This is a genomic window from Maribacter forsetii DSM 18668 (assembly GCF_000744105.1).
In the GTDB taxonomy this organism is placed as follows: Bacteria; Bacteroidota; Bacteroidia; order Flavobacteriales; family Flavobacteriaceae; genus Maribacter; species Maribacter forsetii.
On record NZ_JQLH01000001.1, the window covers coordinates 3,282,886 to 3,308,076 of the forward strand.

26 protein-coding genes and 1 other RNA gene are annotated in these 25,191 nt (G+C 34.6%); 7 read left to right on the forward strand and 20 right to left on the reverse strand.

The window, feature by feature from the left end; all coding sequences use genetic code 11:
• The first annotated feature begins 37 nt into the window (after positions 1-37).
• The 3 genes from P177_RS13990 to P177_RS14000 are packed head-to-tail and all read left to right on the forward strand — an operon-like array spanning position 38 to position 2,038.
• A complete protein-coding gene (locus P177_RS13990; protein ID WP_036155701.1) occupies positions 38-688 on the forward strand; it encodes a hypothetical protein in 651 nt (216 codons plus the stop codon).
• On the forward strand, positions 666-1,502 hold the full coding sequence (locus P177_RS13995) for a DUF3822 family protein (protein WP_036155702.1): 837 nt from the start codon (positions 666-668) through the stop codon (positions 1,500-1,502). The genes P177_RS13990 and P177_RS13995 overlap by 23 nt, the downstream gene beginning before the upstream one ends.
• Positions 1,502-2,038 (forward strand): RsmD family RNA methyltransferase, encoded by a 537-nt coding sequence (locus P177_RS14000; RefSeq protein ID WP_036155704.1) that lies wholly within the window; start codon positions 1,502-1,504, stop codon positions 2,036-2,038. The genes P177_RS13995 and P177_RS14000 overlap by 1 nt, the downstream gene beginning before the upstream one ends.
• A gap of 95 nt (positions 2,039-2,133) precedes the next feature.
• Here the strand turns inward: P177_RS14000 and rnpB are convergent.
• Positions 2,134-2,443, reverse strand: an RNA gene (gene rnpB / locus P177_RS19570) — RNase P RNA component class A.
• Between the two features lie 109 nt (positions 2,444-2,552).
• Between rnpB and P177_RS14005 the strand changes: the two genes are divergently transcribed.
• Complete coding sequence (locus tag P177_RS14005; RefSeq protein ID WP_036155707.1) at positions 2,553-4,403, forward strand: DNA polymerase III subunit gamma/tau; 1,851 nt, start codon at positions 2,553-2,555, stop codon at positions 4,401-4,403.
• Here the strand turns inward: P177_RS14005 and P177_RS14010 are convergent.
• Genes P177_RS14010 through P177_RS14040 form a run of 7 tightly spaced genes read right to left on the reverse strand, consistent with a single transcriptional unit; the run spans position 4,398 to position 11,156 of the window.
• The gene (locus P177_RS14010) at positions 4,398-4,745 is read right to left on the reverse strand and encodes a transmembrane 220 family protein (protein WP_036155708.1); all 348 of its coding nucleotides are present in this window, start codon (positions 4,743-4,745) and stop codon (positions 4,398-4,400) included. The two genes, P177_RS14005 and P177_RS14010, sit on opposite strands and share 6 nt — an antisense overlap.
• Before the next feature lie 6 nt (positions 4,746-4,751).
• A complete protein-coding gene (locus P177_RS14015; protein WP_036155710.1) occupies positions 4,752-6,125 on the reverse strand; it encodes an alkaline phosphatase family protein in 1,374 nt (457 codons plus the stop codon).
• 1 nt (position 6,126) lies between these two features.
• Entirely contained in the window at positions 6,127-7,320 is a 1,194-nt protein-coding gene (gene eboE, locus P177_RS14020) for a metabolite traffic protein EboE (protein WP_036155711.1), read from the reverse strand.
• Between the two features lie 5 nt (positions 7,321-7,325).
• Positions 7,326-8,486 carry a 3-dehydroquinate synthase gene (locus P177_RS14025; RefSeq protein ID WP_036155713.1) on the reverse strand — a complete coding sequence of 387 codons (1,161 nt, stop codon included), beginning with the start codon at positions 8,484-8,486 and terminating at the stop codon, positions 7,326-7,328.
• 7 nt (positions 8,487-8,493) lie between these two features.
• Entirely contained in the window at positions 8,494-9,393 is a 900-nt protein-coding gene (eboC, locus tag P177_RS14030; protein WP_084684701.1) for a UbiA-like protein EboC, read from the reverse strand.
• Between the two features lies 1 nt (position 9,394).
• Positions 9,395-10,303 (reverse strand): TatD family hydrolase, encoded by a 909-nt coding sequence (locus P177_RS14035; protein WP_084684702.1) that lies wholly within the window; start codon positions 10,301-10,303, stop codon positions 9,395-9,397.
• Position 10,304: 1 nt separating this feature from the next.
• Positions 10,305-11,156, reverse strand: coding sequence for an EboA domain-containing protein (locus tag P177_RS14040; RefSeq protein WP_051941855.1), 852 nt, complete (start codon positions 11,154-11,156; stop codon positions 10,305-10,307).
• A gap of 121 nt (positions 11,157-11,277) precedes the next feature.
• On the opposite strand from P177_RS14040, the gene miaE reads away from it, so the two are divergent.
• Positions 11,278-11,859: a tRNA-(ms[2]io[6]A)-hydroxylase gene (gene miaE / locus P177_RS14045; RefSeq protein WP_036155715.1), complete on the forward strand. Its 582-nt coding sequence runs from the start codon at positions 11,278-11,280 to the stop codon at positions 11,857-11,859.
• An 8-nt stretch (positions 11,860-11,867) separates the two neighbouring features.
• Here the strand turns inward: miaE and P177_RS14050 are convergent, their stop codons facing one another.
• The 12 genes from P177_RS14050 to P177_RS14105 all read right to left on the reverse strand — a co-directional run bounded on the left by P177_RS14050 (position 11,868) and on the right by P177_RS14105 (position 22,099).
• Positions 11,868-12,758: a Ppx/GppA phosphatase family protein gene (locus tag P177_RS14050; RefSeq protein WP_036155718.1), complete on the reverse strand. Its 891-nt coding sequence runs from the start codon at positions 12,756-12,758 to the stop codon at positions 11,868-11,870.
• A gap of 12 nt (positions 12,759-12,770) precedes the next feature.
• Positions 12,771-14,837, reverse strand: a complete 2,067-nt coding sequence (ppk1, locus tag P177_RS14055; RefSeq protein WP_036155720.1) for a polyphosphate kinase 1 — start codon at positions 14,835-14,837, stop codon at positions 12,771-12,773.
• Positions 14,834-15,322 carry a SixA phosphatase family protein gene (locus P177_RS14060; RefSeq protein WP_036155722.1) on the reverse strand — a complete coding sequence of 163 codons (489 nt, stop codon included), beginning with the start codon at positions 15,320-15,322 and terminating at the stop codon, positions 14,834-14,836. The genes ppk1 and P177_RS14060 overlap by 4 nt, the downstream gene beginning before the upstream one ends.
• Positions 15,323-15,331: 9 nt before the next feature.
• A complete protein-coding gene (gene pdxH, locus P177_RS14065) occupies positions 15,332-15,979 on the reverse strand; it encodes a pyridoxamine 5'-phosphate oxidase (RefSeq protein ID WP_036158508.1) in 648 nt (215 codons plus the stop codon).
• Positions 15,980-16,057: 78 nt separating this feature from the next.
• On the reverse strand, positions 16,058-16,963 hold the full coding sequence (locus P177_RS14070) for a ribonuclease Z (RefSeq protein WP_036155724.1): 906 nt from the start codon (positions 16,961-16,963) through the stop codon (positions 16,058-16,060).
• Between the two features lie 42 nt (positions 16,964-17,005).
• The gene (locus P177_RS14075) at positions 17,006-17,338 is read right to left on the reverse strand and encodes a hypothetical protein (protein WP_036155726.1); all 333 of its coding nucleotides are present in this window, start codon (positions 17,336-17,338) and stop codon (positions 17,006-17,008) included.
• 1 nt (position 17,339) lies between these two features.
• The gene (locus tag P177_RS14080; RefSeq protein WP_036155728.1) at positions 17,340-18,266 is read right to left on the reverse strand and encodes an aspartate carbamoyltransferase catalytic subunit; all 927 of its coding nucleotides are present in this window, start codon (positions 18,264-18,266) and stop codon (positions 17,340-17,342) included.
• 4 nt (positions 18,267-18,270) lie between these two features.
• Complete coding sequence (pyrR, locus tag P177_RS14085) at positions 18,271-18,810, reverse strand: bifunctional pyr operon transcriptional regulator/uracil phosphoribosyltransferase PyrR (protein ID WP_036155730.1); 540 nt, start codon at positions 18,808-18,810, stop codon at positions 18,271-18,273.
• A 113-nt stretch (positions 18,811-18,923) separates the two neighbouring features.
• Positions 18,924-19,652 carry a LytR/AlgR family response regulator transcription factor gene (locus tag P177_RS14090; protein ID WP_036155732.1) on the reverse strand — a complete coding sequence of 243 codons (729 nt, stop codon included), beginning with the start codon at positions 19,650-19,652 and terminating at the stop codon, positions 18,924-18,926.
• On the reverse strand, positions 19,649-20,683 hold the full coding sequence (locus P177_RS14095; RefSeq protein ID WP_036155734.1) for a sensor histidine kinase: 1,035 nt from the start codon (positions 20,681-20,683) through the stop codon (positions 19,649-19,651). Before P177_RS14095 ends, P177_RS14090 begins: the two co-directional genes overlap by 4 nt.
• Before the next feature lie 7 nt (positions 20,684-20,690).
• Positions 20,691-21,032, reverse strand: a complete 342-nt coding sequence (locus P177_RS19480; RefSeq protein ID WP_051941856.1) for a DUF4907 domain-containing protein — start codon at positions 21,030-21,032, stop codon at positions 20,691-20,693.
• A 74-nt stretch (positions 21,033-21,106) separates the two neighbouring features.
• Positions 21,107-22,099 carry a Kelch repeat-containing protein gene (locus tag P177_RS14105; RefSeq protein ID WP_036155736.1) on the reverse strand — a complete coding sequence of 331 codons (993 nt, stop codon included), beginning with the start codon at positions 22,097-22,099 and terminating at the stop codon, positions 21,107-21,109.
• Between the two features lie 240 nt (positions 22,100-22,339).
• On the opposite strand from P177_RS14105, the gene P177_RS14110 reads away from it, so the two are divergent.
• Together P177_RS14110 and P177_RS14115 are read left to right on the forward strand one after the other, a co-directional pair.
• The gene (locus P177_RS14110; protein WP_036155738.1) at positions 22,340-23,680 is read left to right on the forward strand and encodes a DUF4270 family protein; all 1,341 of its coding nucleotides are present in this window, start codon (positions 22,340-22,342) and stop codon (positions 23,678-23,680) included.
• Positions 23,670-24,920, forward strand: coding sequence for an OmpP1/FadL family transporter (locus P177_RS14115; protein ID WP_036155740.1), 1,251 nt, complete (start codon positions 23,670-23,672; stop codon positions 24,918-24,920). Before P177_RS14110 ends, P177_RS14115 begins: the two co-directional genes overlap by 11 nt.
• Positions 24,921-25,191: the final 271 nt, after the last annotated feature.

Genomic DNA, 25,191 nt, shown 5'->3' on the forward strand with positions numbered 1-25,191 from the left:
TTTGTGAAGACCACTAAATAAAAATAACACATACGAAATGAAGACCATAATACAAATTGTACTTTGGATTGGATGTATCGCTTTAGGATACTTTATTTACAACTCCATTACTGGACCAATCAAATTTAAAGAAGTAAAAATAGAGCGTTATTCGCAGGTTATCGCCAAATTGAAAGACATTAAAAACTCTCAAGAGGCTTACAAAACTGTGAATGGCAAATACGCAAATGACTTTAATAGTCTTATTCGTTTTATCGACACTGGTAAATATGTTATTACTCAGCAGAGAGATTCTTCTTTCATGGAATTTGACAAAGCATACGGTATTGATATGTTGAAAGAAATGAAAATCATTGATACATTAGGTACTGTTTCTGTAAAAGATTCACTTTTTAAATCTGATGGTAGATACAAAAGCTTAATGGATGTACCTACAGCAGCAAATGGTGAAAAGTTTACAATGAAGGCTGGATTTGTAGAAAAAAGTGGATATAAAGCCCCTGTTTTTGAGGCAAAAGTTGATAAAGAAGTTATCCTTTACGATCAGCCAAAAGATTTATTATCTCGTGAAAAAGCAGCCTTAAGTGTAGAAGAAGTAAATGGACCAACTATTTATGTAGGTTCTTTAGATGAAGTTAGCACAAGCGGTAACTGGCCTTCCATATATGACAAAAAAGTTAAAAAATAGTAGCTTAAATATAGCGGATAAAAATTTTAAAAAATTGTCCATTCAGGTTAGCTTGAATGGACTTTCTTTTTGTGTAGCAGATACTGTTTCGCAAAAATTGTTGATTTCTGACAGAATCGATTTTTCTGATGAAAAAAACCCGATGACCGCTAAAGATGAATTGGAAAAGCTTTTTCAGAAGCATGATATAGAAAACATGCAGTTTGATGAAGTAGTTGCTGTTCATAGAAATACACTTTTTGGTCTGGTACCAAAATCATTATTCAACCCTAATCATTTAAATGAATACCTTAAATTCAATACCAAGGTATTAGCAAATGATGTTTTAGCCTATGACGAGGTAGAAAATCATGATTTGGTAAATGTGTATGTGCCCTATGTGAACATCAACAATTACATATACGATCTTTTTGGCGAGTTCGATTTTATGCACAATGGCACGGTGTTATTACAATCTTTGCTAAACAACCAAACACAGAATCAAGAAATTACATGTTTTGTACATGTAAACAAAGAGCAACTAGATATTACCGTTCTAAACCAACGCAAACTTCTTCTGTACAACAGCTTTAAATTTCAAACAAAAGAAGACTTTGTCTACTACCTATTATTCGTAATCGAGCAATTAGAATTAGACCCAAAGACCGTAGTTGTAAAACTATTTGGAGATATTGAAGAAGATAACGAAACTTTTCAACTTTGCTATACGTATATTCAACATATCAGTATTTTTGAACCATCAGCAGCTCAACTATTAAAACTTGGAGAACCTTCAACAGGCTCAATAGATTTCACCCTTATTAATACTATATAATGCGCATCATATCAGGAAAACATAAAGGTCGTCATTTAATGGCCCCTAAAAAACTACCTGTTAGACCTACAAAAGATATGGCTAAAGAAAGCTTGTTCAATATTTTGAACAATAGCTACTATTTTCCAGACCTTAAAGTTCTTGACCTTTTTGCAGGTACCGGTAATATTAGCTACGAATTCTCTTCTAGAGGTGTTGATGATGTACTTGCCATTGATGCACACTCTGGCTGTATTCAATTTATTGACAAAACAGTTGAATTGCTAGACATGAATATTCGTACTTTAAAGAGTGATGTGTTTAGTTTTCTTCAAAGAAATACAGAGAAATTCGATATCATATTCGCTGACCCCTTCTACGATATGGAATTAGCCGATTTTGAAAAATTGCCCAAACTAGTTTTTGAAAATGATCTTCTCTTGGAAGACGGCGTATTAATTATTGAACATTCTAACCGTACCAGTTTAGCAGAATTTCCACACTATAAAAATTCTAGAAAATACGGCGGAAGCGTTTTTAGCTTTTTTGAGAAGTAATTTTTAAATGACCAGCCTTAATTCTGAAATGTAAAGAATCTTAACTACACTCAAGGTTGTTACCATTAGGTAAATTTCGCACTTACCATTTCAATAAAAAAAGCAGGCCATAAGCCGGATTCTGTATTCTGAAAAAAATCAGAATTCCTTATCATTTATCTAGGCAAAGGGTTACCCCTGAGCTCTAACCGCCTACCCTTCGGCTTGAGCGTGCAGCCCTCAAACACCGATTTACATGACGTTTCACCGTATAGAGTTTACCTGGTTTCACTACAGCCGAACTGTACTTGCTTTCTGTTGCACTTGTCCTCACATCTCTGCGGACGGGCGTTACCCGCTATACTGCACTATGGTGTCCAGACTTTCCTCTCCCAATTACTTGGCAGCGATAAGGTGGCCTGCTGAGCGCAAATGTACTGCAATTGTTGATAACTAAGGATGATCTCTTTTCTTTATTCTCGTTAGAATTAATGGCTATAATTATATTTGTATAAGTTTAATTAGAGATAGAATTTTGGAACCATTTATTGTATCGGCTAGAAAGTATAGACCCCAGACATTTAAAGATGTTGTGGGCCAACAGTCTATAACCAATACACTACAAAATGCAATAGACCAAAATCACCTAGCACAAGCTTTATTATTCTGTGGACCCAGAGGTGTTGGTAAAACTACTTGCGCACGTATTTTGGCAAAACAGATAAATTCTGATGGTACCGAAAAGGAAAATGAAGATTTTGCCTTTAATATTTTTGAACTGGATGCCGCCTCTAACAACTCTGTAGACGATATTCGTAATCTTATCGACCAAGTACGCATACCACCACAGGTAGGTAAATACAAAGTATATATCATTGATGAGGTGCATATGTTGTCTCAGTCTGCTTTCAACGCATTTCTAAAAACTTTAGAAGAGCCACCAAAGCATGCTATTTTTATTTTGGCAACGACAGAAAAGCACAAAATCATACCTACTATTCTTTCTAGATGTCAAATTTTCGATTTCAAAAGAATTACCGTTAAAGATGCTGCCGAGTATTTAAAATATATTGCTGAAAACCAAGGTGTAAATGCTGAGGATGATGCACTACATATCATTGCCCAAAAGGCAGATGGCGCTATGCGTGATGCCTTATCTATTTTTGATAGAGTAGTCAGTTTTTCCGGTTCAGAGCTTACTCGTAAAGCGGTTACTGAAAATTTAAATGTCTTAGATTATGATACTTATTTTGAAGCTACAGATTTAATCCTAAACCATAATATACCTGGCTTACTTATATTATTCAATAAGACATTATCTCTCGGTTTTGACGGACACCATTTCATATCTGGACTAGCATCTCATTTCAGGGATTTAATGGTATGCCAGCATCCTGATACAATTAACTTGTTAGAAGTTGGTGAAGCAGCGCAACAATTATATAGAGATCAAAGTAAAAAGACTGCTCCCTCCTTTTTATTGCAAGGTTTGGAAATATCAAACGACTGTGATTTAAAGTATAAAACAAGTAAAAATCAACGCTTACTTGTTGAGCTTACACTTATGAAACTTGCCTCTATCAATTTTGATGGAGAAAAAAAAAATCCTGAATCCGTAGCTCTAAACAATAAGACTATTGATTTCATTGCCCCTTCCGCATTTTACAACCAAGCGCCTAAAAAAGAATCTAAGGTTAATCCTGTAAGCGGAAATCAACCGGCAGTTACCCAAACCAATGTTCCTAAAGAAACAAATGTTGTAAACAAGACTTCTGAAACTACGGTAGAAGATAAAAAACCTGTAGCAGCTGTTGAGACACAAGTGGCACCGATAAAAACTAAAGAACCTCAACAAAATACTGAAAAATCAACGTCAGCGGAAATCAGTACTGACGTTAAAAAACCAATTATTAATCGTCCTACCAAAAGGGTTTCTGGACTTTCAATTTCTAGCTTAAACGCCAAAAAACAACACGAACTAAACAAAATCGAGGTTGTTATTGACGAAAATAACTTACCTAAAGAACCATTCACTGAAGAAGAACTTCGTAAACATTGGGCAGATTTTATAGAGATCATCGATAAAAAGGGTCAAAAAATCCTTGCTTCTAACTTGCATTCAGATATTCCTAAACTAAAAGAGGGCTTCGCTATTCATTTAGAGCTTCCAAACAGTACAATGAAAAAGGAAATAGAACGTGAACAGTTCGAATTGATGGAGTATTTACGTGCTAAACTGAATAACCATTTCGTTCATCTAGTTATTAAAGTCAATGAAACAACAGCAACTAAATTTGCTTTTACACCCGAAGAGAAATACGAGAAACTAAGAGAGAAAAATCCGGTGATTGATTTATTGAGACAGGAATTCGATTTGTTCTTATAGCTTTCTCTTAATTCTAAAAGCAAAGACTAAAAGAACTATTGAAATAATCAGAAGTCCAAAAGCCTCTCGCCCTAATTCTACAGTAACGATATCTCCATCATTTAAATCGAATCCTTGAAAATCTGAAGGATAAAGGTAAACGAAGCCAATAAAAGCAAATATTCCTAATATCAACGGTACTATATAGCCTATTTTATTCAATGCGAACAACAAAGACATTAAAGCCGCAACGCCATAGATGATAATCCAATGTAACGAGTCTGGATCATTGTATTGTAAAACAGCGCCAACAGAAAATAACATGGCAAAAACGTAACCTAAGATCTTAAATAATAGATTCATTTGAGTTTAGTTTAATAAGTGATCTTCAATAAGATCACGCACTTGTACTGCACTAATTCTCTGATCGTTATCGCCAGATAAATGGTTACTAATGAAGATAGGAAAATCTTCTTCTTCTTCAGTTAAACGACCGTGTGATCCTTTAATTAGAGTTGCATCAATTGGGATGATATTCATGACGGTTCTAAAGCCCATCTTCTTTTTTAGTAGCTTACCAACCACTTTGGCCATTACCAATTTATCTTTTGGGTCTGTCATCATTTCAACCGGATCGTAGCCTGGTTTTTTATGAATATCAACCATTCTTGCATAATCCGGTGCTTTTGCATCATTTAGCCAGAAGTAATACGTAAACCAAGAATCTTTATCAGCTACCACCACTATATCGCCACAGCGTTCATGATCTATATGATAAGTTTTTAAATCTTCTTCGTAAAGTACTTTTTCTACACCTTCGACAGCTTTAATCAATTCAACTACCCGTTCAATGTCTTGGGTATTCTTGCAATACACATGTGCAATTTGATGGTCTGCAACGGCAAATACATCACTTGCCCCTGCATCTAAGAGCTCTAATCCTCTTTCTTCACGCACAGCTATCAAACCTTCTTTACGTAATACGCGATTAAGATGAATGGGTCTGTTTACATTTGTAATTCCGTATTCAGAAAGCAGTATCACTCTGGTATCAAATGCTTCATAATGTTGCACTAATTGTTTTACTACAGCGTCTATTTCACTTAAATCTTTGGATATGATATTAAAATCAAGTCCATATCGCTGTAAATTATAATCTAAATGCGGTAGATAAATAAAGGTTAGATCTGGATTATGCTCTTTATCCGTCAATAAAGCAGCATCTGCAATCCACTTTGATGAATTGATAGTTGTTTTAGGTCCCCAAAACTCAAACAATGGAAAAGTACCTAATGCTTTTTGCATATCGTCACGCAACTGTGCGGGATGAGAATACACATCTGGAATTTTTCTGCCATCTGCCAAATAATTTGGTCTTGGCGTTAGGCTATAGTCAACATTACTATACATATTGTACCACCAAAAATGATTGGCACAAGTAAAATCAGGATGTTGCTCTTTAATATCATCCCAAATTTTTGGCTGCTCCACCAATTTGTTAGATTGTCGCCAGAATTTGACTTCGCATTCATCTTTAAAATACCAGCCATTACCAACAATACCATGTTCTGATGGCCATTTACCGGTAACATAGGTAGATTGTACAGCACAGGTAACACCTGGCAGTACAGGTTCTATATATGATGACTGACCTTTTTCTAAAAATGATTTTATAAACGGAGTGTGTTCACCTATCAATCGCTTCGTTAATCCTACTACATTTATGACTACCGTTTTCTTCATATTACATATGTGATTTAAACCACTCTATTTCGCGAATTATGGATACTGATAAATCTTGTTTTAAATCTGTAGGAAGCACATCCCAAGTATAAGTTTCTATTTCTAAATGTTCAGATATAGGATCAATCCTTAGATACTCCATCGTTTTTAGAATATGGTCTTGTGTTGAAAACAACTCGCCGTATTTTTCCAAGAAAATAGGAACGTGATAATGCGCACGTAGTTCTTTATGATTTCTCTCCCCTTCTAAAACTAAAGGCAAATCACTATACGTTTTTACTTTGCCATCGATTTTCTCTGTTACTTGATGTAAATAAGTTGGCTCATTAAATTGGGATAATTCTTCCCAAATACGTTCATCATCGGTTCCATTAAAAAGAATTTTCAATGCGGCACTTACTTGAATTTTTCCTACCCTAATATTATTTGCCTTGAACTTTGCAAAGGTATCCGTAGGCTCTTCATAAGCTAGTGAGAAATGACAAACGTCATAACAAACCGTGATGTACTTTTTAATTAATGCTTCTGCTTCATCGGGATTCAATCCTAATTCCTGCTTAAAATATGCAATCCCCAAAGGCACTAGATAATCGGAATAAAACATCAATACCTCATCACTATTTTCCAGTAATCCGTCTGGTTCTGGTTCAATATCTAGATGTAAATAGGTTTCTGTAGTTTGTTCAATTTCAAATAATTGTTTGGCAACTTCGAGCATGTTTTTAGCACCAACTTGAAATGTATTTTGTGTTTCGCTTTCTGTTTTATGCCAATATTTATAGGTAATGGGTGAAGTTGAAATTCCGCCATTCATTCCTTCAGGGATTAACACCGACAATTGACGGAACAATCTCTTTGTATACTTTAAACGGTCACTAGTAGTCCAATCTGGAGCATGCACCATATCTTTTACACGTTCATCGTGAAAATTCCCATATGGAAATCCATTCATGGTAAATACATAAAGATTATTGTCGTGTAACCAACTTTTAAAATGAGACATGTTATCACCTAAATCAAGCTCCTCACTCGCTTTATTAGATAAGCGCAGCCCCAAACCAAAAGGTTGTTCTTTTGAAACTTCTTGCTTTATACCCGGTACATGGCTTTTAATACTCTCAAAAGTACTTTTCCAATCTTGCCCAGGGTGAATGTTAGTACAGTAGGTTAAATGAAAGTTATCTCGTAGCTGCATTGAACTTAATTTAATGCGAATTGATGATTCAATTTTGTAATCGCCTGTGCCATTAGCATCATATCAATGGTATGAACATCATGCTTGACTCCCAAGTCAGAAATTAGAGTAATTGTTAACTGCCCACCCAAATGCTCTCTAAACTCTTCTATACCATCTAATAAAGACTGAATTTCTTCTTCACTTTCAACAGGAAGCGATAGATCAAAACCTATAGCAATCATTACATCTAATATGTACTGTAAATCTTCTTCGGAAATTAAACCTATTAATTGTGCGTAGGTGACGTCTAATGCAATACCCTTTGCTACAGCTTCTCCATGTCTCAATTCATAATTGGTCATGAATTCCATCTTGTGAGCAGCCCAATGTCCAAAATCTAACGGTCTTGATGATCCTGATTCAAATGGGTCACCACCTTGGGCAATATGGTGCATGTGCATTTCTGCACACTTATAAATGACATATTGCATAGGTTCCATTTCCCTATTTTTCAAAGCCGTGGCATTATCCGCTATATATTTAAAGAAGGTCTTATCCTTAATTAATGCTACTTTTATAGCTTCGGATATACCGGAAATCCAATCTCGTTGTTCTAGAGTTTCCAAAAAATTGCTATCGTTAATAATGGCAAATGGCGGAGCAAATGTCCCTAAGAAATTCTTCTTCTTAAATGCATTTACACTGTTCTTTACACCAACGGCAGAATCGTTCTGAGATAAAACCGTAGTAGGTATTCTGATCAACTTTACTCCCCTATGTGCAATAGCTGCAGCATAGCCAACCATATCTATCACCGCACCACCACCGATAACTACAACGAATGAATGGCGACAAATTTTATTTTGGTTGACTCCTTTTAAAACGGATTCAATGGCATCATCACTGTTCTTTACCTGCTCGCCACCCGGTAAAACTAACGTATTAGTATACTTTATAGTTTGCTGATGCTTTTCGCAATATTTTTCAATCTGATTTATTAATGTAGGATGATGGTTTTCAACTCCGTCATCCAATACAAAAAGAAGCTTAACAGGCTCAAAATCTTTATAGTCTGCAATTAAGTTTGCGAACAAAAGGTTTTCTAAATCAAAGAGTCCCGAAGTAAAATACAATTGATAATCATATTGTACTTGAAAAGACTGTTTTATAGGTTGTAATTGCATACGAATTTTATGTTACTGCAAATAATTTAGACAAAAGCATTGAAATCGGTAATAGTAATAAAACCGCTAATGCCAAATACCAATTAGAAAAACCGGCTACCCAACAAGCATTCATTACGACTAACGACAAAACACCTCCCATAACCGCTTTCTTAATATTCTTAGGGGAATTCTCCTTGTATGCTTGTAATAATGGCTTATAAATCAAATACCCGAATAAAAATAAGAACGGCAATAAGACCACAATACTGTCTTTCTGTTGCATTACAATTAACGTAATAGATAGTATAACTATTGCATACAAAATACCAGCCCAAACAATATGATTTTTATTGTTACCATGTACTTCTCCTCTACTTATTAATGTAATGGCAAAAATATAAACTACTGGCACCAATGTTATATACCAATCTGAAAGAGTTCCTAAAATTGACATTCCCATTAAAAGGTTCAATCCCCGGCATATACCCATATTCAAAGGTCCGGCGAATCCAAATTGCTTGAAATACCCGTCATAGGTTAAAATTGCAATGGTCAAGGCAACTGAAATGAGTCCGGATAACATCGTACATTTAAATGCCAAAGTAATACCAATCAACATTAGTATAGTTCCAAAATAAATAGCTTCACGTTTTGGTACCAGTCCGCTAGGTATAGCCCTTTCCGGTCTTTCAACAACATCTAACGCTGCATCGAAAACATCGTTAAAAACAACTCCGCCAGCATACAATGCTACCGAAGAAAAGACCAATAAAAGTACGTCACCACTTTGCTCGGTTAGAAAACCGAGTACGTCTATGGTACTTAAATATAATGCAATGGCAATACCTGCCAATATATCCGCTGCTGCAGTTGGCAAATTTGCAGGTCTTGCTAAACGAGCAAAACCCATTAATTTATCTTTCATTTTAGGTAATTTGGTCTTCGTCTATTCTTGGTTTCTGACCTCTTAAAACACTATTATCATTAAATAGTTGGGATTGGTTAATGCTATCTGGCTGTAACCAATGTGCTTCTTTCATTTTACCGTTTTTACTAAACGCATCTAAAGCATTTTGGTAACAAGTCTTTCTTACATCTTCCATAGAAATACCTCTTTTCAGCATTAAATTAGCTGTTTTTGGTACTGCAAGAGGGTCACTAACGCCCCAATCTGCAGAGCTATCTACGATAATGTTAGAACTTCCAAATTTTCTAACTACTTCTACCATACGTTCATTACCCATTTTTGTTTTTGGATAAATTGTAAATGCAGCAATAAATCCGCGGTCAAGAACTTCTTTTACCGTTTCTTCATTATTATGGTCAATAATTACATTGGCAGGATCTAAACCATGCTCCAAACATACTTCCATACTTTTTATGGTTCCTGCTTTTTTATCTCGGTGCGGTGTATGTACTTGTACAGTCATATCCAATTCTTTAGCCATATCAAGTTGCATTCTAAAGAACTTATCTTCTGCAGGAGTTTGATCATCGTAACCTATTTCACCAATAGCAACTACATTCTCTTTATGTAGGTATAAAGGCAATAATTCAATTACCTGCTCTGCCAAGGCTTCATTGTTGGCTTCCTTAGAATTTAAACCAATAGTACAGTAATGTTTAATTCCGAATTGGCTAGCCCTAAAAGGCTCCCAACCTACCAGGCTACTAAAGTAATCTTGAAAAGAACCTACTTGAGTTCTTGGCTGACCAAGCCAAAACGAAGGTTCTATTACCGCCACAACACCCGCAGCCGCCATTGCTTCATAATCATCTGTTGTTCTTGACGTCATGTGAACATGTGGGTCAATAATCATCATTTTATCTTCCATTCTAATGTTGTTTAATCGTATTCCAAGTTATTTGCCCGTCCGCTATTTTGTGTTTTAGCTCTGGTTTACTATTTAAAAGTGCCATTGCTTTATCATTTTCTGATAGATAACAACAAAGTGCTCCGGCATTATTTTCTATTACATCTTCACTATTAAGAAGCTTCTTCATATCATTTAAAAGTTCTTCATTCAAAAACTTTGAAACTGGTCTCCAAAATAACGGGTCTATTTTTCTGCCCGCTGCCCATCTTTCATGTGCATAATCAGATATTATTCTTGTTAAATCTTGATTTGCCCTTTCGTCAACAGCTTCTATTTGAGAAAGGTCACGCTCCATAAATGCCGCTTTCAAAAACATTTGGTTCCACTGTTGGTCATTGAAAAACTTTGCAGGGTAAGGATTGTTCAATGATATGGCATCAAAAATAGTAGCAATATTTGTTCTTAAAGCTTCTACCGCTGTTTGTTTGTAAGCCTCAGGATTTGGTAATAATATCAAGTATTTGAGAAATGTTTCTAACTCACTTGTATCAGCCACTTGTATAATATTCGCCACTTTAGGAGTATAAAACTCCAAATCTTGAACAAGAACCTCTGACAACAAATAGATACGTGCTATTTGTAAAATGTTTGCTTTATGCTCACTAAAATAACGGGCACTTTCAGAATCTTGACTTTCAAATGAAATTGATTTTACCCCTTCAAACTTTACATTCAAAAGGCTGTAAGTCATAAATAAGTCTTTTGAAGACTTATCATATGCCAATTTTTCAATTTTACCCTTTAACCAAGCAACACTTTCTGCATTTCCATATTTTATTAATATACTCTGAATATCTTCTTGATTGTGCATTTTAAAATATAGGATTGATCTTACTTCAAAAATAATTATTATTCAGCAGTAAGTCGTCTAGGTTTTTGATTAAAATTGGTGAGGTCTTCAAAATCTTTCTAATTTTGGAAAAAAGTAAATTATGCTAGGCTTAAAACTACCTACCGACCCTAGATGGGTTAATATTGTCGAAAAAAATATTGACGAAATATTGACCGATCATGCGTACTGCGAGCAAAAAGCGGCTAGTACGGCAATCTCTTTAATAGTCTCTTTTCCTGAATACACTGAGCTAGTTACAGAGATGGTAGCTTTATCCAGGGAGGAAATGGGTCATTTTAAAATGGTACACGATCTTATTTTACAACGTGGCAATACTTTAGGTAGAGACCGTAAGGATGATTATGTAATTGAACTCATTAAATTTTTTCCAAAGGGAGGAAGTAGAACTACCCAACTGGTTCATAGATTGCTTTATGCCGGACTAATTGAAGCCCGTAGTTGTGAGCGTTTTAGATTGCTTTCCGAAGAATTGGAAGATAAAAAATTAGCCGATTTCTATCATAAATTAATGATTAGTGAAGCTGGACACTATACCATGTTCTTAAAATTTGCCCGTAAATATGGTGAACTAGAAGAAGTGAACAAAAAATGGGACAGCCTTTTAGAATATGAAGCCCAAATCATGAAAGACCTAGGAACTAAGGAATCTATTCACGGTTAAATCTTAACTTAGTTGTTCTCAGAATTGTATAAATCTTTAATTATACCATCCGATAGTCCTATTTTAGGTACATGAATTTTCTTTGCTCCACTCCATTTTGCCGCTGAAAGAAATATTTTAGTTGCCGGAATGATAACGTCTGCCCTATCGGGGTTTAAGCCTAGTTCTGATATTCTATCATCATAACTTAAGCTATCTAAAAAATGGTATTGGGCATTCAGCCATATATAAGATAATGGTTCGCCTTCTTTTCTACCTGATAACTTATGCAACTTATTGATATTACCCCCAGAGCCTATGATGGATAACTTAGGCTTGTCCTTTAAATTCACCTTTATCCATTCTTCTAATTTTTTCCAAGTTTCTGGTTTCACCATATCGTTCAAAAGTCTTACCGTACCTAACTTAAAAGATTTTGAGACTTTGATATTGCCATTTGAAAATAAGGTAAACTCCGTGCTACCTCCACCAACGTCTATATATAAATAACATTGATCATCTTTTATTAAATTCTTTAAATCTGTTGAGGCAATAATGGCAGCTTCTTGCTTACCATCTATTAAATCTATTTTAACTCCAGATTCTTGAACAACCTTCTCTATTATTTCATTCCCATTATTAGCCTCTCTCATGGCAGATGTAGCACAGGCTCTATACTTTTCAACACCAGCAACTTCCATCAAAAGCTTAAAAGCCTTCATGGTCTTAATGAGTCTAGCTTCATTAACTTCTGATATTTCACCTACTGTAAACGAATCTTCACCTAAACGTACAGGTACCCTTACTAAAGCACTTTTTCTAAACTGAGTCTTTTTACCCTTATCCTCAATAACATTGTGTGTAAGCAACCTAATGGCATTAGAGCCTATATCTATCGCTGCAAATTTTCTTACCTTCAATAGACCTCTTTTTTAAGATTCTTGTTTATTCGCATAATACTCATACGTAGCAAATTGAGACCTTATTCTAGGTAACGTTGTTTTTCTATATGCATTATCCTGTGCTACGTTGAACACACGCGCTTTCGTATTATCTTCCCAACAGATATCAAAAGTATCCATCAATTCTTTCTTAATGTCCTCATCATAGATTGGGCAACCTACTTCAACTCTATAATCAAGATTTCTAGTCATCCAATCTGCAGAGGAAATATACATTTTTGTATCACCATCATTCGCAAATGCAAAGAAGCGGGTATGCTCCAAAAATTTATCTATTACACTTATCGCTTCTATGTTTTCACTCATGCCTTCAACCCCTGGTATTAAGCAACATATACCTCTTATAATCAACTGGATCTTTACTCCCGCTCTACTTGCTTCATAAAGCTTGTCTACCATCTTGTAAGAGGTAAAACTGTTCATTTTAATCTTGATAAAAGCTACTTTACCTTGCTTGGCATTTGCTATCTCATTATCAATCAATTTCATGAATGCATTTTTAGTATAATGCGGAGAAACAATAAGGTGTTTGTATTTATTGATTTTATAAGTAGTCTCAAAGAAATCAAAGACCTTATTCAACTCTTTTAATATAGAATCATCTGCTGTAAATAGTGTAAAATCAGTATAAATTCTTGCCGTTGATTCATTAAAGTTACCTGTACTTACAAATCCGTAGCGTTTTAAAGAATTTCCTTCTTCTCTTTCTATCAAACATATTTTACTGTGCACTTTTAAACCTGGTACTCCGAAAATAAGTTTCACCCCTTCTGCCTGAAGTTGCTCTGCATATTCAATATTCGCTTGCTCATCAAAACGAGCTTGAAGTTCAATCTGTACCGTTACCTGTTTCCCATTTTTAACCGCGTTTATTAGAGAGGCCGCAATTTGAGAATTACTTGCCAATCTATATACCGTAATCTTAATAGTACGCACTTTAGGGTCCAACGCCGCTTCACGCAAAAACTTTAGTACATAGGTAAAGGTGTGATAAGGAGTATACTGTAAATAGTCTTTTTTAGCTATGCTTTCCAAAATACTACCCTCAACACTAAGACCTTTTACCGGTAAGGGTGTTATTTTATCGTACAGTAAATCTTTTCTTCCCAAACTAGGAAAGCCCATATAATCTCTACGATTGTGATATCTACCACCTGGTATAACACTATCCGTATCTTCTATATTCATCTTCTCTTTAAGAAAAGTCAAAGTATCCCTACCTATACTTTTGTCATAAACAAAACGAACAGGATCACTGATTTTTCTATGCTCTACACTTGACGATATTTTCTCTATAAAACTTTTACTTAAGTCATTATCTATATCTAGCTCTGCATCTCTGGTTATTTTAATCATGTGAGCAGAAATAGACTCGTACTCAAACATGGTGAAAATATTCCCCAAACAATATCTAATTAAATCATCTAGTATAATGATATAACTTTTATCTCCTTCATCTGGCAAAACCACGAAACGGTCTATCCCCTTAGGTATTTCAATTAGTGCATAACGCTTCTCTTTTTTACTTTCCTCACTTTTAATAACCATTTTTACAGCTAAATACGCTGCCGTATCTTTTAAGGTAGGAAAACGCGTAAGATCATTTAAGATAATAGTCATTAACTGCGGACTTACTTCTTTTAAGAAATAAGCTTTCACGAATTCTTTTTGATTTTCGTTTAATTCCGTTTCCTTGATAATAAAAATATTCTTACCCTCAAGCTCATGCTCAATTCTTCTTAGAATAGTCAAACTCTTGGTTTGCTGCTCAATTACAATATTTGTAATCTCCTCTAAAAGGTCTTTTGCTTTTTCACCTCCTAAAACACTTTTACCTGTTTTACCGGCTTCAACTATTCGCTTTACAGTTGCGTAACGAACTTTGAAAAACTCATCTAAGTTATTTGAGAAAATACCTAAAAAACGAAGTCTTTCAATTAATGGAACATTCTTATCCGCGCTTTCTTGTAATACACGTTCGTTGAACCATAACCAACTTATTTCTCTATTTACGTACTGGTTGTTATTTTTTATCATGCTTTTAGTTGCTTCGGAAAAATGGTTTGTATTGTTGAGCCTTTATTAACATTAGCCCAGGTATTTTCATTGAATTGCAAATGAACAAATCCGCTAGTAGGCACATTGTCAATATGCTTATCTCCCATAGAATTTGCTAAATGGGTAAAGGTATGGTTGTGTCCAAAAAGAAAGACATTATCTAAATTATCATCTAAATCTTTAATAAACTGGAATACTTGATTCCCTGAAAAATCATACAGATGCGCATCTACACTACAATTCTCTAACGGATAATTCAGAATTCGCAAACAAATCATACAGGTATGAAACGCCCTGTTTGCCGGACTGGTATATACATGATCTATTTTTAAATTTAGTTTGGAAATTTCTTCGCCTACCAAACGGGCGTCAGAAATTCCTCTTTGCAATAATGCCCTGTCTTCATCGCCAACATTTAGCTCCCAAGAAGATTTACCATGGCGCATTAAAAATAGATTTTTCATCTTACTTATTTAAGGAGCTAATCGCTCAATTTTCCAATCATATTCATTTGTAAGGGTGTACCTAATACGATCATGCAATCTATTAGGTCTTCCTTGCCAAAACTCTATAGAAACCGGTCTTACTAAATAGCCGCCCCAATGGTCTGGTCTTTCAATTTCCTTACCTTCATATTCTTTCTCCAACTTGGTAAGTTGATCCTCTAAAACAGCTCTTGAGTCTATTACCGTACTCTGATCGGAAACCATCGCTCCTAACTTGCTTCCGTCTGGTCTTGAATCAAAATACCCGTCAGATAGATTTTTAGGCAGTTTTTCCGCAATTCCTTTTATGATTACTTGGCGTTCTAAATTTGCCCAGAAAAAAGAAATACAGATATTTGGGTTTGCGCTAATGGCACGACCTTTCTCACTATTGTAATTCGTATAAAAGATAAAACCTTCGTGAGTATATTTTTTTAGAAGTACTACCCTACTTTTAGGAAAACCATCTAAACCAACTGTAGATACCGTCATGGCATTTGGTTCATCTACTCCATCAGATTTTTCAACCTCATAGAACCATGTTTGAAAAAGTTGAATTGGATTGTCAGATATACTGTCTTCCATCAACGCACTTTTCTCGTAAGATTTCCTGTAATCGCCTAAATCTTTTTGCATCATTTTCGTGTTAAAAACAAGATAAACAAAGTTCTAAAAAGAAAGGAAAATAAACGTTATAAAAATGTATTTAATAGCTTAAAAATCAAAAGTCTTACCATCATCGGCAAGAAGTACATTAGGAAAAATTGTAGAAGCTTCTTCTTTAAATAGGGCTATAGATTTATATCGAGTAGAATAATGACCTAATATTAAGGTTCTTACATTAGCATCTCTTGCTACTTTTGCTGCCTGCATAGCTGTAGCGTGCTTAGTTTTTGTTGCCAATTCTGCCTCTGACTGTAAAAAGGTAGATTCATGATACAAAACATCAACATCTTTAATCTTCTCAGCTAAGCTTTCATCATAAACAGTATCACTACAAAAAGCGTATGATTCTGGCTTTGGTGGATCAAAAGTTAATGTACTATTAGCTATCACTTCTCCATTATCTAAAGTAATATCCTTACCATTTTTTATGTTTTGATAATATGCCTTATCAATACCATATTCCTCAGCAGCTTCAATATTCAGTTTTCGCTTTCCAATTTTTTCCTGAAACAAGTAACCATTTGTATAAATTCTATGATCTAGCGGTATTGTTGTAACACTAATTTTACTATCCTCAAAAATAAGTTCAGATTCTTTACTTGATAGTTCATGAAACAATAGAGGGTAGTTGGTCCAAGAATCTCCCAACTTTAAAAGTAAAGTTATCGCCTCTTTTATTCCTTTAGGACCATAAACATGCAACTCTTTCTCTCTTCCCAACAATCTCATTGTAGAAATAAAACCTGGCAACCCAAAAAAGTGGTCTCCGTGCAAATGAGAAATGAAAATATGATTGATTCTAGAGAACTTTATTTTATGTCTTCTCAGCTCTACTTGGGTACCTTCTCCACAATCAATTAACACAATATGGTTGTTGATTTCTAGCACTTGAGATGTTGGGTTCGTAAGCGTTCTTGGTGTTGCCGCATAACAACCCAATACAGTAAGATGCATAAAAAAGTACTTAAGTATTCCTATTTGTAATTCAGGGTTGTTTTAAATACCCAAATCACGTTCTATTTCTTCCATTTCAACAATGTCCCTAGCTTCTTGAAGTGTAGGCACTAAATTGATTTCTTCTGGTACGTCATCATAAGACACCTTATCTGACACCAACACAAAAGACTGTTCATTCTCTTTATGTTTTCTAGCTATTTCCAAAAATGAAATAACATTATATGGCGTAAGCTCAGAGAAACTCAATAAATCTAACACCAAATTATCATTCTTTAATTTAGTATATTCCTTATCCAAATTTTCCAAAAAACGCTCAATAGAAATTTCTTCCTGAGAGACGATTATCAACGATCCTTCTTTAGTAAAAATCATATCATTTAATTTTAGATGCTAACAAATAAATCACTGCCATACGTATAGCTACTCCGTTTTCAACCTGATTCAGAATTATTGATTGTTTTGAATCTGCAACGTCACTTGTAATTTCTACACCTCTGTTTATAGGACCCGGGTGCATGATTACAATTTCTTTATCCAAACTATCAAGTAATTTTTTATTGACTCCGAATTGTTGGGTGTATTCCCTTGTTGTCGGAAAATAGGATATATCTAATCTTTCGTTCTGTATACGTAACATATTAGCTACATCGCACCACTCCAAAGCTTTTCTTAAATTGGTTTCTACACCTACACCTAAAGATTCTATATGTTTAGGCAACAAAGTTTTAGGTCCACATACCTTAACATTTGCTCCTTGTAATTTAAGAGCAAATATATTTGAGAGCGCCACCCTTGAGTGAAGAATATCACCTACAATAACTACATTTTTACCAGCAACATCACCAAGTCTTTCTCGTATAGAATAAGAATCCAGTAATGCCTGTGTAGGATGCTCATGTGCACCATCTCCAGCATTAACAATAGATGCATTTACATGCTTGGATAAAAATATACCCGCACCAGGATTAGGATGCCGCATAACCACCATATCTACTTTCATAGATAAAATGTTATTTACGGTATCTATTAAAGTTTCTCCTTTTTTTACAGAAGACTGACTGGCAGAGAAATTAAGAACATCTGCAGACAATCGTTTTTCTGCAAGCTCAAAAGACAATTTTGTTCTGGTACTATTCTCAAAAAATATGTTGGCGATAGTAATATCTCTAAGCGAAGGCACTTTTTTAATCGATCGGTTGATCACTTCCTTAAAATGATCGGCAGTTTCAAAAATAAGCTGAATATCGGTTTCCTTTAGGTATTTAATTCCCAGTAAGTGTTTAACACTCAGTTCGCTCATTTTCTTATCTATTTACTAAATATATAATATCTTCCCCGTCATTTTCTTCCCACATCACCTTTACTTTCTCATCATTGATCGCATCTACCTGACGACCTCTATAATTAGGTTGTATGGGCAAATGCCTGCTAAATCTACGGTCTATTAAACACAATAATTCTACATCTTTGGGCCTACCAAAAGATTGCAACGCAGTCAATGCTGCATTTATACTTCTACCCGTATATAAAACATCATCAATTAAGACCACATTCTTATCTTCAATCAAGAAATCAATTTTGGTTTTTGTTGCCTCTAAAGTTTTCTCTCCCCTTCTAAAGTCATCTCTATAAAAAGTGATATCCAAAAAACCTAAGTCTATGTGCTTTACCTTATATTCCTCTTTAAGAATCTTATTTAAACGTTCAGCAAGAAATTTACCTCTAGGCTGAATACCTATTAAAACGGTATTTTCAAAATTTAAATGATTCTCAAGAAGCTGACAAGCCAATCGATGCAGGATGATATTTATTTCTTTGGAAGAGAGTAAAACTTTTTGACTCATAATAGGCACCCGTGCTTTTAGCTAAACAAAAATAGATAATTCTATCTAAACTTTGGTTGCTTAAATTATGAAGTAAATTCTAAAAATTAAATTTAGTGCGCTGAAACCATATTCTATAAGCCCAAAATGGAAAAGAAAGCTTCTTTATGGCTCTCACCAATAGGTATGCGCATATCGTTTATAACAATTCTATTACGCTGAACAGTTTTAATATAGTTTACATTAACAAGATAAGATTTATGCACTCTAAGAAACTGATTAGAAGGTAATTTACTCATAATCTCTTTAAAACTCATTAAAGTAAGAATGGTCTTATTAGTATTGGCAATATGAATTTTTAAATAATCTTTTAAACCCTGTACGTACTCAATTTGGTCTAAATCAATTTTTATACTCTCATATTCTGCCTTTACAAAAATGAACTTCTTTTCTACTGAATTATCGCCTGTTGATGAAAAAACATTTGCCTCCATAATAGTTTTTTGTTTTTTAGAAATTAAATCTTGTACTCTGGATACCGACTTTATAAAACGATGATATGGTATTGGCTTTACCAAATAATCTACCGCATTCAATTCAAAACCATCAACGGCATACTGAGAATATGCAGTTGTAAAAATAAACAAAGGCTTATTGTCTAGCGTGCCCATAAAATCAATTCCATTGATTTGTGGCATTTCTATATCACAGAAAATTAAATCTATTTTCTTCTCCTTAATTTCTGTTATAGCATCTAACGGATTGGTATAAGTATTTACCAATTCTATAAAATCTAGTTTTTCACAGTAGCTTGAAAGTATTTCAATTGCTAATGGCTCATCATCTATAATTATACATTTCATAGGCTTGATTGTTTTTGGTAAATAGTTAATGATACTTCATAATCTTTACCGTCATTATCAACTTCAAGATTATGCAACCCCGGATAAATCAATTCTAATTGATTTCTAATATTCTCCAAGCCTATACCAGAATTTTTGGTAGGCTCTTTAAACACTCCTATTTTATTCTTAACATTTAAATAAACAGATGTATCTGTAATGATCAAGGCAATTTTTACATAAGTCTTACCTTTATAGTCTGTACCGTATTTAAAGGCATTTTCTATAAACGAAATAAACAGTAAGGGAGGTACTGCCCTACCCCTATCTTCTCCTGTTATCTTTAAGGATACATTTTCACTATCAGATAATCTTAAGCGTTGTAACTGTATATAACTTTTAATATAGTCTAGCTCTTTATTTAAAGGAACCAAATCTTTATCTGCCTCATAAATCATATACCGCATCAACTCAGATAGATCCACAATTGCTTCTGATGTATCTGGTGACTTTTTTACGGAAAGCGCATAAATTGTATTAAGTGAATTGAATAAAAAATGTGGATTCAATTGTGCCTTTAAAAACTGTAACTCTGACTTTATACTCTCTTTTTCAACCGACAAACGTAAATTCTCATTACGTTTCCACTCTACATACATTCTTAAGATGGCACTGATAACATAAGGTATGGCAAGACTTACAAAAGACCTATAATATGGCATTATCATAAAACCTCTTGGTCGCACCCTGTCCATGAAAAAATTTTCAGGAAATCTGGGCTCGTAAAAATGATTCAATAGCAAAGCCGAGACAATTAATAGACCCAACGAAATCATCAAATAAGACAACACACTTTTTTTCAACAAAAACTCCGGCACCAAATAGAAGTAGTTGAAGTAAAAAAGAATGATAATTACAATAAGCTTGGGGAATACATCTGAAGGAATGGGTCTTGCATCATTTAAAATAGGATAAAATGTGAGTCCGTATAACAATATCCATAAACTAATATGAACAACTATTTGAACCCTATTTTTAATGATCGATTCCATAAAGAAATTACTGAACTACCGCAGTAGAAATATTCAATTCCGCCAAATCTGATGGCAATAAAACCGGTGATTTACCATCCTCTAATTTTGACAATACCAGATTTACTGTTTTTTGGGCATCTTCCTCAGACACAAATTTTTGCTTGCCCGAAAAACCAGGTATATATTCTTGTAAAATCACAATCTTTTCTCCGCTCATTATCTGATAGCCAAAGCCATCATTTAGATTCACTACCTGACCATGAAATTGTTGATTATTATCTGTTGTAATTTGATTATAAATAGAATAGCCAAGCCCAAGTGCCAAAAGTAGCACAATAATTATCGAGTATTTTATAGTAGAACTCATAAATAAATGTTTAAAAATGGGCCAATCCACACAGATTGACCCAAAAAATTAACAAATGCACTCACTATGAAAAATTAATCTTCTTCTTCAAATTCATCAAGGGGAAAAAACTCATCTAAATCGTCTAAATATAAAGTACCCGTTCTACCCATACCAATAAAGGCACGTGTTCCATTAGAAAATGCTATCGCATCTTGTCTCGTTGCCCCCTCAAAAGAAGTTTTTTGTTCCCATTCATCCGATACCGGATCATACTCCCAAACCGTATTGGTTGCTCCACCTAACTCACCAGTTGCTATATAGCCGTAACCATCTAAAGTAAACCCAACGGCATTACTTCTTTGTATAGCGTAATCATCTTCTTCATCAAGATCCAGTTTTGAGGTCCAACTTTCAGTAGCAGGATCAAACACCCAAAAATCATCTAAGTAAACTCCATTAGAAATTCCAGTGCCTAAGTACACCAACCCGTCTATTGTAAATGTTGTAGCAGATCTTCTCTTGTCTCCTCCAAAGCCAACTAACTCTGTCCAAGTATCATTTTCCGGATTATACTTCCAAAAATCTTTTCTGTCGTTCTCACCATCATACCCCGTACCTATATATCCGGCTCCATTAACGCCAAAACCAACCGCACTTCTTCTTACAATAGGTAATGGTGCAATCTCCGTCCATGTATTGGAAGCTGCATTATAACTATAAAAATCGGCCAATTCATTGACACCATCATATCCTGAACCTATATATCCGGTTCCATCTACTTGAAAACCTACAGCAGCATTTCTAGCTGCTCCCGGAAAATCAGCTTTTTGAGACCAAAAATCTCCTTCCATGTCATACGCCCAAAAAGATGCCAAATAATCATCTCCATCGTATCCAACACCCATATAACCCATGTTGTCGATTGTAAAACCAGACACACTACTTCTTGCGCTGCCATCAAAAACAGATCTATCTACAAAGTTTCCTAACTCGTCATCATCGTCATCACTTGAACAACTTGTAATTACCATGGCCAATAACGCCATACCAGTAATTTTGTACACATACGATTTTCTTTTATTCATTACTTTTTGTTTTAAGGTTCTTTCTTTTCAAGATCAAAGCTACTAGAGACCCTAGTGTTCAAAAAAACACAATAGATTAAGATTGGTTTTTAACATACCAATCCCCAGTTTTCATCTACGAACACAAACATTTCATTAATAGTTCAAATAATAGAGTTCATCCCTTAACATTTACGATTCGTCTATTCAGGTTTTTACAAACACGCTTGGTATTTAGTTTTGAGAAAAATTAATTTCTAAATGAAGGTGTTATTAAACAAAGTACGTGCGCTCTACATCATTATAGTAGGCGGTTTCCTCACTATTGCTGTTCATTCTTGCAGCGATGATATTTATAATGATTCAGAGTTTGTTGCCGGTGAAACTTTCACTGACAGCAACATTCGCCTAATACTAATAGACACTTTAACGGTTAGTACGTCTACTATGAAGTTTGACAGCCTTGTTACATCAGAATCTACCAGAATACTAACAGGAAAATATATCGATGAAGTTTTTGGAACCGTAACCGCCTCTAGTTACATGCAATTTTTACCAGAAACCTATACCATAGATTCAGAAGCGGTATTTGACAGTTTAGTAATGGTCTTGGGCTATGACAATTATTATTACAATGACACACTACAGAAAAACACCTTACATATTAAAAAAATAACCGAAAACCTTAATCCAGAAAGTGATGATTACTTCTACAATACAAGTAGTATAAGCTATGACGAAGCTGACCTTGGGTTTTATGAATACATTCCTAGACCGTTGGCAGGTGATTCTATTACCATAAAGCTCGTAGATGATTTTGGAACAGATGTATTCTCTCAACTTCAAGAAAAGAACATTGTAAATTCTGACGAGTACCGAGATTACTTTAAAGGTATAGGCATTATACCTGACGAAACGGACAACGGTTCTATCATCGGTTTTTCAAAATCTTCGGAAAACACATACTTAAGACTGTATTACACTACAGATACCGAATATGAGTTCGAGCAAGATTATTTAGATGTGCAAATAAATGCTGCAACGACGCCTATCCCCTTCTTTAATAGAATTACAGCAGAAGACCCTATAACACCTTTACAAACGCTTACAGATAGTAAGGTAAATTTAGCCAGCTCGGATTCTGACAATAAAAGCTACATACAGTCTGGCGTAGGTATTGCCATGCGGGTACAATTTCCAAGTATATTAAGCCTGTATGATATACCTGGCAGCGGTACTATTTTGGATGGCACTCTAAAAATTAAACCTGTAGCACAGTCTTACAATGACAATCTAAAACTAAGGGATACCCTTGCCGTCTATGTGGTTGACCAAAACAATGAATTAACAGAAACCTTGTCTTCTACGTCTTACGCTATTCTTAACAGGGATAATCAAGAATTTAATGACATCTACTACGAAATATCATTAAGCTATTATTTAGAGGAGCTACAACTGAGAGATAGAGATTTAGACGATGCATTAATTCTACTTCCTGTAGATTATAATTCTTCTGTTGATCGATTTATTATGAGTGGGAACGGAAATGGAGTAAACGAAACAATTTTAGAATTAACATACGGTATATACGATGAAGATTAACCAAATAATATTTTTCACCATAGCAGCACTCTTAGCTTTTTACCAGTCTTCGGCACAATCTGAAGCTTTAACCAGCTCACCATATTCGCTTTACGGATTAGGAGTAATCAACCAAACCAGTATTGGTAAATTCAATAGTTTAGGTTACAGCGGTATTGGCATAAAATCTCCTTATGAACTAAACAATCTAAATCCGGCAAATTATGCCTTAATACCTCAAAACTCTTTCTTGTACGATATTGGAGTTACGGGCGAGTTTAATAGTTACAGTAATACTTCTTCAGCGGAAGAGAAATCAAATGTAAACTTTTCAAACCTAGCTTTCGGATTTAGAATAATGGAAAATTTAGGCGCTGGTATTACCATGGTCCCTTATAGCGATGTTGGTTATTCAATACTTGGCGTAAGTAGCAATATTGAGGGATCAACAGATACTTTTGAAAGTAACGTTACTGGATTGGGAGGCCTTAACGATATTAAACTTAATGTTGGTTATGCAATCATCCCAAAATTAAGATTAGGCTTAAGTGCTTCATTTCTATTTGGAAGTATAGAAGAGACCGAATCTTTCATCTACAACTCATCTACATTTGAATCTATTGAGAAAACAAATTACAGCGGAGCAAGACTAGGGTTTGGTCTTCAATATGATGTTAATGACAAGATAACCATTGGTAGCACCGTACAATTACCTACAAGCTTAAACGGTAATCTAAAAAGGTCTGTAGACAAATCTATATCTGGAATAGATATTTCTGTTGAAGATGAGAGTTCTGATAATGTTTCTGATTTTAAACTACCTCTTGAAATGGGCTTTGGTCTTAGCATAAAACCTATTGAAGAACTGACATTTAGTGCAGATTATAAGAAAAACTTTTGGACAGACACCAATCAATCTGAAAACATTGGCAGTTATGAAGACCAAGATATTTATGCCTTCGGACTGGAATTTATACAAGACCCTACCAGCTACAAATATGGTCAAAGAATTGCTTACAGATTAGGTTACAATTATGATAATGGTTACTTGGCTATAGGCGATAATAAAGTGGAAGGTTACAACTTTACCGCAGGTATAGGTATACCAACAAGTAGAGGTACACACTCCATGATCAATCTTTCGTATAGTTATGGATCTAAAGGACTTTTACAAAATGTATTGGTGAAAGAGAAATTTCATTTAGTAACCTTAAACTTGAGCTTAGAAGACATCTGGTTTGTAAAGAAAAAAGTGTATTAATTTAAGTACCATAACTAATAGTGATTAAAATAAAAATTGAAGTTAATTAAGATCTCCATTAGTAATTCATTTTTTTAGAACCCTAATAGGAACTGAAATTGTGGATATTAAAAAAAGCCCAGATGAATAATCTGGGCTTTTGTATTTAAGCTTGTTAAGCGCACATGAATTGAGTTTGGCACATATCAAACCCAACCATCCATAGCTTTGGAAGCTTTTAGAATTTTGTTCACATCTACTTCTAGGAACCTAAATATATTAGTTATTTCCT

Coding starts and splice junctions, on each gene's coding strand:
- P177_RS13990 (WP_036155701.1), top strand. CDS start 38: ATGAAGACCATAATACAAATTGTACTTTGGATTGGATGTATCGCTTTA.
- P177_RS13995 (WP_036155702.1), top strand. CDS start 666: ATGACAAAAAAGTTAAAAAATAGTAGCTTAAATATAGCGGATAAAAAT.
- P177_RS14000 (WP_036155704.1), top strand. CDS start 1,502: ATGCGCATCATATCAGGAAAACATAAAGGTCGTCATTTAATGGCCCCT.
- P177_RS14010 (WP_036155708.1), bottom strand. CDS start 4,745: ATGAATCTATTATTTAAGATCTTAGGTTACGTTTTTGCCATGTTATTT.
- P177_RS14015 (WP_036155710.1), bottom strand. CDS start 6,125: ATGAAGAAAACGGTAGTCATAAATGTAGTAGGATTAACGAAGCGATTG.
- eboE (WP_036155711.1), bottom strand. CDS start 7,320: ATGCAGCTACGAGATAACTTTCATTTAACCTACTGTACTAACATTCAC.
- P177_RS14025 (WP_036155713.1), bottom strand. CDS start 8,486: ATGCAATTACAACCTATAAAACAGTCTTTTCAAGTACAATATGATTAT.
- eboC (WP_084684701.1), bottom strand. CDS start 9,393: ATGAAAGATAAATTAATGGGTTTTGCTCGTTTAGCAAGACCTGCAAAT.
- P177_RS14035 (WP_084684702.1), bottom strand. CDS start 10,303: ATGGAAGATAAAATGATGATTATTGACCCACATGTTCACATGACGTCA.
- P177_RS14040 (WP_051941855.1), bottom strand. CDS start 11,156: ATGCACAATCAAGAAGATATTCAGAGTATATTAATAAAATATGGAAAT.
- miaE (WP_036155715.1), top strand. CDS start 11,278: ATGCTAGGCTTAAAACTACCTACCGACCCTAGATGGGTTAATATTGTC.
- ppk1 (WP_036155720.1), bottom strand. CDS start 14,837: ATGATAAAAAATAACAACCAGTACGTAAATAGAGAAATAAGTTGGTTA.
- P177_RS14060 (WP_036155722.1), bottom strand. CDS start 15,322: ATGAAAAATCTATTTTTAATGCGCCATGGTAAATCTTCTTGGGAGCTA.
- pdxH (WP_036158508.1), bottom strand. CDS start 15,979: ATGCAAAAAGATTTAGGCGATTACAGGAAATCTTACGAGAAAAGTGCG.
- P177_RS14070 (WP_036155724.1), bottom strand. CDS start 16,963: ATGCATCTTACTGTATTGGGTTGTTATGCGGCAACACCAAGAACGCTT.
- P177_RS14075 (WP_036155726.1), bottom strand. CDS start 17,338: ATGATTTTTACTAAAGAAGGATCGTTGATAATCGTCTCTCAGGAAGAA.
- P177_RS14080 (WP_036155728.1), bottom strand. CDS start 18,266: ATGAGCGAACTGAGTGTTAAACACTTACTGGGAATTAAATACCTAAAG.
- pyrR (WP_036155730.1), bottom strand. CDS start 18,810: ATGAGTCAAAAAGTTTTACTCTCTTCCAAAGAAATAAATATCATCCTG.
- P177_RS14090 (WP_036155732.1), bottom strand. CDS start 19,652: ATGAAATGTATAATTATAGATGATGAGCCATTAGCAATTGAAATACTT.
- P177_RS14095 (WP_036155734.1), bottom strand. CDS start 20,683: ATGGAATCGATCATTAAAAATAGGGTTCAAATAGTTGTTCATATTAGT.
- P177_RS19480 (WP_051941856.1), bottom strand. CDS start 21,032: ATGAGTTCTACTATAAAATACTCGATAATTATTGTGCTACTTTTGGCA.
- P177_RS14105 (WP_036155736.1), bottom strand. CDS start 22,099: ATGAATAAAAGAAAATCGTATGTGTACAAAATTACTGGTATGGCGTTA.
- P177_RS14110 (WP_036155738.1), top strand. CDS start 22,340: ATGAAGGTGTTATTAAACAAAGTACGTGCGCTCTACATCATTATAGTA.
- P177_RS14115 (WP_036155740.1), top strand. CDS start 23,670: ATGAAGATTAACCAAATAATATTTTTCACCATAGCAGCACTCTTAGCT.